At 30.0% G+C, this 7,136-nt stretch carries 7 protein-coding genes; 6 read left to right on the top strand and 1 reads right to left on the bottom strand.

Going from position 1 to position 7,136, the window contains the following annotated elements; all coding sequences use genetic code 11:
- The first annotated feature begins 3 nt into the window (after positions 1-3).
- From SVN78_01350 to SVN78_01365, 4 genes are read left to right on the top strand one after another with little or no spacing between them, the layout of a single operon-like run.
- On the top strand, positions 4-1,458 hold the full coding sequence (locus tag SVN78_01350) for a GspE/PulE family protein (protein MDY6820253.1): 1,455 nt from the start codon (positions 4-6) through the stop codon (positions 1,456-1,458).
- A complete protein-coding gene (locus tag SVN78_01355) occupies positions 1,458-2,657 on the top strand; it encodes a type II secretion system F family protein (protein ID MDY6820254.1) in 1,200 nt (399 codons plus the stop codon). The genes SVN78_01350 and SVN78_01355 overlap by 1 nt, the downstream gene beginning before the upstream one ends.
- Before the next feature lie 25 nt (positions 2,658-2,682).
- A complete protein-coding gene (locus SVN78_01360) occupies positions 2,683-3,030 on the top strand; it encodes a hypothetical protein (GenBank protein MDY6820255.1) in 348 nt (115 codons plus the stop codon).
- A 30-nt stretch (positions 3,031-3,060) separates the two neighbouring features.
- Positions 3,061-3,510 carry a hypothetical protein gene (locus SVN78_01365; protein MDY6820256.1) on the top strand — a complete coding sequence of 150 codons (450 nt, stop codon included), beginning with the start codon at positions 3,061-3,063 and terminating at the stop codon, positions 3,508-3,510.
- Positions 3,511-3,525: 15 nt separating this feature from the next.
- On the opposite strand, the gene SVN78_01370 is transcribed toward SVN78_01365, so the two are convergent.
- A complete protein-coding gene (locus SVN78_01370; protein MDY6820257.1) occupies positions 3,526-4,461 on the bottom strand; it encodes a YhjD/YihY/BrkB family envelope integrity protein in 936 nt (311 codons plus the stop codon).
- A gap of 39 nt (positions 4,462-4,500) precedes the next feature.
- Between SVN78_01370 and SVN78_01375 the strand changes: the two genes are divergently transcribed.
- Together SVN78_01375 and SVN78_01380 are read left to right on the top strand one after the other, a co-directional pair.
- Positions 4,501-5,565: a radical SAM protein gene (locus SVN78_01375; protein ID MDY6820258.1), complete on the top strand. Its 1,065-nt coding sequence runs from the start codon at positions 4,501-4,503 to the stop codon at positions 5,563-5,565.
- Entirely contained in the window at positions 5,562-6,836 is a 1,275-nt protein-coding gene (locus tag SVN78_01380; protein MDY6820259.1) for a solute carrier family 23 protein, read from the top strand. Before SVN78_01375 ends, SVN78_01380 begins: the two co-directional genes overlap by 4 nt.
- Positions 6,837-7,136 lie beyond the last annotated feature (300 nt).

Raw genomic sequence — 7,136 nt, forward strand, 5'->3', positions numbered from 1 at the left:
AAAATGAATATAGATAAGTTAAAAGAAGAATATTTAAGATTCCCCGATAGAAGTGACTTTGTTCCAGTATTTGATGAAGATGGTAGGTTAAATTATTATTACAATGGTGATAGTGGACTTAAAAAGGCAAGGCTTTTAGCTTTGTTTACTGGGGCCGATGGAAACTTTGAGGAGGTTGAAAAAGGGAAAATTTTAGAACATTTAGAAGAGTATTATGGTGGTGATGTGCAGGGTGAATTTGATGCGTCTACTACAGAAGATCTAGAGGATGTGTCTGATATTCTATCAGCATCCTATGATGATGCACCTGTTATAAAATTAGTGAATCAAATTATTATAAATGCTGTAAAGGGTGGTGCCTCAGATATTCATTTTCAATCTAATGAGAATGCATTTGTTGTGAGATTTAGAATAGATGGCAAATTGAGAACTTACAAAAAGTTTCCTAAAAACTTGCACGATTCAGTGCTTGCTAGAATTAAGGTTATGTCAATGCTTGATGTTGCAGAAACTAGAAAACCTCAGGATGGCCGTATAAATATTAGGGTTGGCAATCGCAGTGTTGACATGAGGGTATCTATTATGCCCTCTATATTTGGTGAAAAAGCTGTTTTAAGGATTTTGGAAAAATCAAAGAACTTAATTACATTAGATAGTATTGGTATACCAAAAGAGTGGCTTAATAAATTGAAAAGCTATTTAAATAGGCCAAATGGCATAATACTAGTAACAGGCCCAACAGGCTCTGGTAAGACAACAACGCTTTATGCTTCACTTTTAGAGATGGATAGGGATACCAAAAATATTTTAACAATTGAAGATCCTGTAGAATATGATATTGCAGGTCTTACCCAAGTTCAAGTTAATCCTGCTGTAAATCTGAACTTTGCAAATGCATTAAGAGCATTCTTAAGACAAGATCCTGACGTTATATTAGTTGGGGAGATAAGAGATGAAGAAACTGCAAAAGCAGCTATACAAGCGTCATTAACAGGGCATTTGGTATTATCTACTTTACATACAAATGATTCACCCTCTGCTGTTGCTAGGCTTATAGAGATGGATATTGAACCCTTTTTAATCTCTTCGTCACTACTATTGATTATAGCTCAAAGGCTAGTAAGGAAAGTTTGCCCAAAATGCGCTATAAAAGTAGAGGCTGATGAAGAAATTAAGCGTTATTTTAGTAATGCAAATCTACCTTTAGATGAATATTATAAGGGTAAGGGTTGTAAAGAGTGTTTTTATTCTGGCTATAAAGGAAGAACTGCTATTTTTGAATTTTTAGAGATTAATGATGAAATCAGAAAATTAATTAACAGGGGTGCTTCAGCTTTTGAAATAAGAAATACTGCAAAATCTTTAGGATTTAAACAGATGTTTGAAGATGGATATAATTTGATAAAAAAGGGTGTGACTACTCCTGAAGAAGTAATTGCAATAACTAGTATTGAATAATGCCAACATATACATATGAAGGACTAAACAAGGAAGGAAAGGTTATAAAAGGCATAAAAGAGGCTCCTTCAAAGACTTCCCTGTTGATGGAGTTAAAGAATGCAGGTGTACTCGTATCAGATGTTACGCCTTCTAGAACCAAAAAGCGAATTTCAATACTTTCTATTTTTGGAAATAAAAAGAAGTATATTCCCGATATTTTCTTTCAAATAGCTCTATTATTAAAGAGTGGTATTCCCTTAGTTGAAGCTATTAAGGTTGTTGCTGAAAGTGTAGGCAGTGAAAGGTTAAAAAAATTTCTCCTTGATGTTTCATCAACTGTTTCAGAGGGTAGTAGGTTTTCAGTTGCTTTGGAAAAATATAAATATTCTCTCATCGATGAGATGTATATTAATTTAATTCGGGTTTCTGAGAATATTGGTAGACTCGCTGATGTTTTGTTAGATATAGTTGTCTATGAGGAAGAAAAAAAGAAAGCCTTTGATAAAATTAGATCTGCTTTAGTGTATCCCATAACTGTTTTTGTGTTAGGTTTAGGTGTAGTTGGTTTCTTGCTTTCCTATGTGGTTCCTAAAATGGAGAAGGTATTTTCCTCAGTTAACAGAGAAATCCCTGCAAGTACACAAATACTTATATTTTCAGGTGAGTTTATTAAAAATTATGGCATCTTTATTGCTGTGTTTCTTCTATTATTTATGATGATTATTAGATATTTATATACAAAAAATAATATATTCCGTTTCAAAATTGACAGCAAATTATACAACATTAGAGCTATTAGAGAAATACTATTGGCAAAATTCACCCATGTTTTCTCTTTTTTATTGAGGGAAGGATTACCATTGACAGACGCTTTAAAATCAGCATCTTCAACAGTTAACAATATATATCTAAGAGATGTTATTTTAGAGGTTCAGGAAGATGTTAAAGGTGGTATGAAGATGTCGAAATCTATGGAGAGTAAAAAAATATTTCCAGAACTTTTTCTTGCAGCTGTAGTAACTGGTGAGTCATCTGGAAATTTGCCTGGTATACTTGAAAGGGTTAGTGAATTTTATTCAAAGAAGGTTGAAAAATTTTCATCTGCATTTATCTCAGTTATAGAGCCATTATTTATTGTTTTTATCGGACTAATAGTTGGCTTTATTGTGATTTCTATCATGGGACCACTATTTGAATTAAATACATTAATAAAATGATTCTGAGTTAGGAGGTTTAAATATTATGAAGTATTTAGGTAGATTTATTATTATAATGGTTTTTGCAATGTTTACATTATCTCTGAATATCTTATATGCCCAAACTATAGAATTGAGTGAAGATAATCCTTACAAGGGTGAAAGAATAAGGATACTTGGTACAGGCTGGAAGCCCTATGAAAAAATTATAATCGAACTGACAGAACATGGGCCAAAACGCAGTGGTATGGTACTAAAAAAATGTGGTGAAGCTTTTGCCTATGAAGATGGTACTTTTGGTGGATCCTGTCTGATTCCACCAGATTTAGAATACTCTACTGCTGATATTTATGTTAATGGTTTAGAGGCAGATAGCTACTTACGTATTCGTTAAATAAATTTATATATACAATGAGGTGAAATTATGGATAAAAGATTTATCCTATATATTATTATAACTTTATTAATTGTTGCTTATTCTGCTAATGGATTTTCTAGACTTGATGGTAAGGGTATAGGGTATGTTAATAATGCAAAATTATCATGGCAGACAAGTTCTGATAATGTTTCAATAGAGCCTAATCAATGGCTAGAGAGAATTGAAGTAAGTGATTATACCCCACATGCAGGTGATGAAATTATAATAGAGGGATATGGTTGGTATCCAACTAGTAGCAATGATTACGATAATACTGTTGAGATTATTTTAAGAAATAGAAATGGTGGAGAAGAGATAACAGTTGGCAGGATCATGCCTGATGAAAATGGACATTTTGAAGCAGAGCTTAGAATACCTGATTCATTTCAATATAACGATGTTGTTGAAATAATATGTAATGGTGTAGTTAAGGAAATATTATATATAAGAGACTAATTTAAAATAATATTTTTATATATAATTTTTTGATATTTTAATAATTATTTTTTCTAAAAATGTTGGATTAGTTTTTACTCTAATTTCTTTAATATGTTCATCAAATCTTGATAGATTATACGAAAGATCTGCAAATAATAGGTATAATATAAAAATTACATATAACCAGATTAATAAAATTATTATATAAGTTAAAGAACCATAGAGATAGTTGTAAATGTAAGGGTTATAGAGGGTGTTAAACAAATAGTTTGTAAAAAAAAGGGTGAGGGAAAAAGTAATGCTACCATATAAACTAGCTTTTATTGTAATTTTTTTATTTGATAGCATATAATAGCTAATAAATGTTGCAATAGATATAACTATTGTTGGTATTAAGAAATTGTTTATTAAAAAAATGAAATAAGGAGGTATTTTAAAGGGGATAATATGAATAAATACTTTAATAAAAATCTGTGCTAATAGCTGAAATAATATTATTATAATAATTAATATAGTGGATATTAAGGTTAACAAGTAAGGCAGAAAAAAACCTGTAATTATCTTTTTTGGTATGTTATCACATATTATATTGAAACATCTTATTAAGGCCCTAAAGAATAATGAGGCAGCTATTATTAAAGAGAATAAGCTTATTAAACTGTATCCACCATTTATATCTGTATTTAAAGCATTTGTACTATTAATAAAATTAGAAAGTGATGGATTTAGTCCTTCAATGTATTTAATAACGGCATTAGTTATATTGGGATAGATGATCAATATTTTATTTGCAAGTATTATGATTAAAATTAGTGATGGTATTACTGATAGAATAAAATAATATGCTAAAGCAGCTGCATGGTTAACTAGGCGCTTTTCATATACGTTATTTAATGTTAATAATATAATATTTATATTTTTTATAAAGTAATACCTTATTTTTTCTAATTGAACAAAGAGAGTTAACATAATATATTAATTTTAACCTTTATAAAAGGAGATAGCAATATGGAGAATAAATGGGAATTAAAGTGGATGGCTTGGGAGATAACATTAAAATGTAATCTATCATGTGTTCATTGTAGGAGTGCTTATTATATGGGTAATGAACACTCTAAGTTTGACTTAGAAAAAGCCCATAATTTTTTAGATGAGGTAGCTAGCTTTGCTAAACCCGCTATTGTTTTAACAGGTGGTGAACCCCTTTTAAGAGAAGATATATATGATATTATAGCATATGGAACAGATAAAGGCTTTAGGATGTGTGTGGCAACAAATGGAACATTGGTTAATGATGATGTATGCAAGAGACTAAAAGATTCAGGTACGAAGATAGTTTCAATTAGTTTAGATGGTTCTAATAAAAAAATACATGATAATTTTAGAGGGCAAAATGGAGCCTTTGACAAGGCTTTGGAAGCAGTAGAGCTATTTAATAAGCATGGTATTCCTTTTATTGTTAATTCTTCGTTTACTAAGAGAAATCAGGATGATATTGAAAATGTTTACAAGTTGGCAAAATCATTGGGGGCAACAGCGTGGTATATGTTTTTAATTGTTCCAACAGGTAAAGGAAAGGATTTATTAGATGAATTAGTCAGCAAGGAAGATTATGAGAGGATATTAAATTGGCACTATGATTTAGAGAGGAATGAAAAGGATATATTAATTAGACCAACGTGTGCCCCACAGTATTATAGGGTATGGTATGATAGAAGTAAAAGAGAGGGGCTTTCTACTGAAAGACGAAGTCTAAAATTTTCAACAGGTGGCAACAAGGGCTGTGTAGCTGCTCAATTAATCTGCTTTGTTAATAGTAGTGGTGATGTTTACCCATGTTCATATTTTCCACTTTCAGCAGGTAATGTTTTTAGAGAATCTTTTAAAGAGATTTGGTATAACTCTTCTTTATTCAATGAATTAAGAGATTTTAAAAAATATGAAGGTAAATGTGGAGTATGTAGATATCTCTCTGTTTGTGGAGGTTGCAGAGCTAGAGCTTATGCTATTTATGATAATTATATGGCTGAAGAGCCTTATTGTGATTATATACCACTTAAATATAGTAAATGAAGTTTGATTTTAATTTAGAGGATAAGCCAACCCTTGGTGTATTTATTATTAATGGTTTACAATGGTTTGTAATTATAATCCCCATAATAATAATTGTCAGTAAGATTATAAGTATAACTTTTTCTGTAGATACAGAAGGAGAGCTTTTGTATGTACAAAAACTTACACTTATAGTTTCAATTTCTATTTTTCTACAGATTTTATTAGGTCATAAATTACCCATAATTCCAGGACCAGCAACTGTCTTATTAGTTGGTATTGTTTCATCAGAGGCATTTAATATCAGCTCGATTTATACAGCTCTTTTATTGGGAAGCATTTTACTTAGTTTGTTAGGAATCACCAATGTTATAAAGTATATGTTAAAACTATTTACAAAAAATATAATAACAGTAGTATTAATTTTAATTGCTTTTGCAATGTTGCCCACAGTTATTAATCTAATTGAAAAGCCAATAGGCTTGCCAGTATATTGCAATTTTTTGATTGCTTTTTTTATATTTATATTGTTATTTTTATTAGAAAATAAGCTGAAAGGTTTTTGGCAAAATTCTCTAATATTATGGACAATACTTGTAGGGACTTTAATATTTAGTTTAATTGGTGGTAAACATAATAATAATATGGAACCCGTTTTTTTTAATCTAGCTTTTTTTAAGGGTTATTTATCTTCTTTGTGGTTTGATCCTGCTTTAATTTTTTCATTTATAATATGTTATTTGGCGCTTGCTGTTAACGATGTTGGCTCTATTAGCTCAGTTGCCACATTTGTAAAGGCAAAAGAGGATAAAGGTAGAGTGAAAAGAGGTGTATTTGTTACAGGTTTTACAAATTTTATTTCCTCTATGTTAGGGACTATAGGTGTAGTAAATTATTCCTTTAGCCCTGGGATAATTATGATTACCAAGTGTGCATCTAAGTATGTGCTATTATTTACTGCTTCTCTTCTTTTCATAATTTCTTTTTCGCCCTATCTTATATCTTTTGTGCAGTTAATACATCCATTTATAATTGGGATTGTGTTTTTTTATATTATGGCTTCTCAAACAGGTGCTGGTTTCTATTTGTTATTTGAGGATAAAAACTTTGAATATAGAGATGGGGTAATTGTTGGTTTTTCAGTGATGCTTGGCACGCTCATGGCATTTATGCCGGAAAGTATTACAACGACTTATCCTAATTTTTTAATGCCCTTTTTATCAAATGGCTTTGTAATAGGAGTTGTATTTGCCTTTATTTTAGAACATTTAATATATAAGAAAACTAAATAAACAATTTTATTTTATTTAAAATAAAATGTCTTAGATTTAGTTTAAATTTTATTAGATAAATTATATTGACTTAATTAATACTAAATTGTAAATAAATTAATTAAAATAATAAAAGGATAAGACTTAAATTTTCATCTTTTTTCTTATTTTTCAAATCACCCTCTAGGATATGTCAGGGAATGACATTAGGTGCAGATACAAGAGTGAATATAAAAAAGGGTTAAATAGTAAGCTAGGAGGAGATAATGGCAAAAAAACAAATAGCATTTTATTTTGATCAGAATAGGTGTATGGGATGTG

The sequence above is a fragment of the Deferribacterota bacterium genome (assembly GCA_034189185.1).
Classification (GTDB): Bacteria; Chrysiogenota; Deferribacteres; order Deferribacterales; family UBA228; genus UBA228.

What these genes read in the sequence shown, in the direction of transcription:
- SVN78_01375 (MDY6820258.1), top strand. Translation starts at nt 4,501, where the DNA reads ATGGAGAATAAATGGGAATTAAAGTGGATGGCTTGGGAGATAACATTA.
- SVN78_01365 (MDY6820256.1), top strand. Translation starts at nt 3,061, where the DNA reads ATGGATAAAAGATTTATCCTATATATTATTATAACTTTATTAATTGTT.
- SVN78_01360 (MDY6820255.1), top strand. Translation starts at nt 2,683, where the DNA reads ATGAAGTATTTAGGTAGATTTATTATTATAATGGTTTTTGCAATGTTT.
- SVN78_01370 (MDY6820257.1), bottom strand. Translation starts at nt 4,461, where the DNA reads ATGTTAACTCTCTTTGTTCAATTAGAAAAAATAAGGTATTACTTTATA.
- SVN78_01355 (MDY6820254.1), top strand. Translation starts at nt 1,458, where the DNA reads ATGCCAACATATACATATGAAGGACTAAACAAGGAAGGAAAGGTTATA.
- SVN78_01350 (MDY6820253.1), top strand. Translation starts at nt 4, where the DNA reads ATGAATATAGATAAGTTAAAAGAAGAATATTTAAGATTCCCCGATAGA.
- SVN78_01380 (MDY6820259.1), top strand. Translation starts at nt 5,562, where the DNA reads ATGAAGTTTGATTTTAATTTAGAGGATAAGCCAACCCTTGGTGTATTT.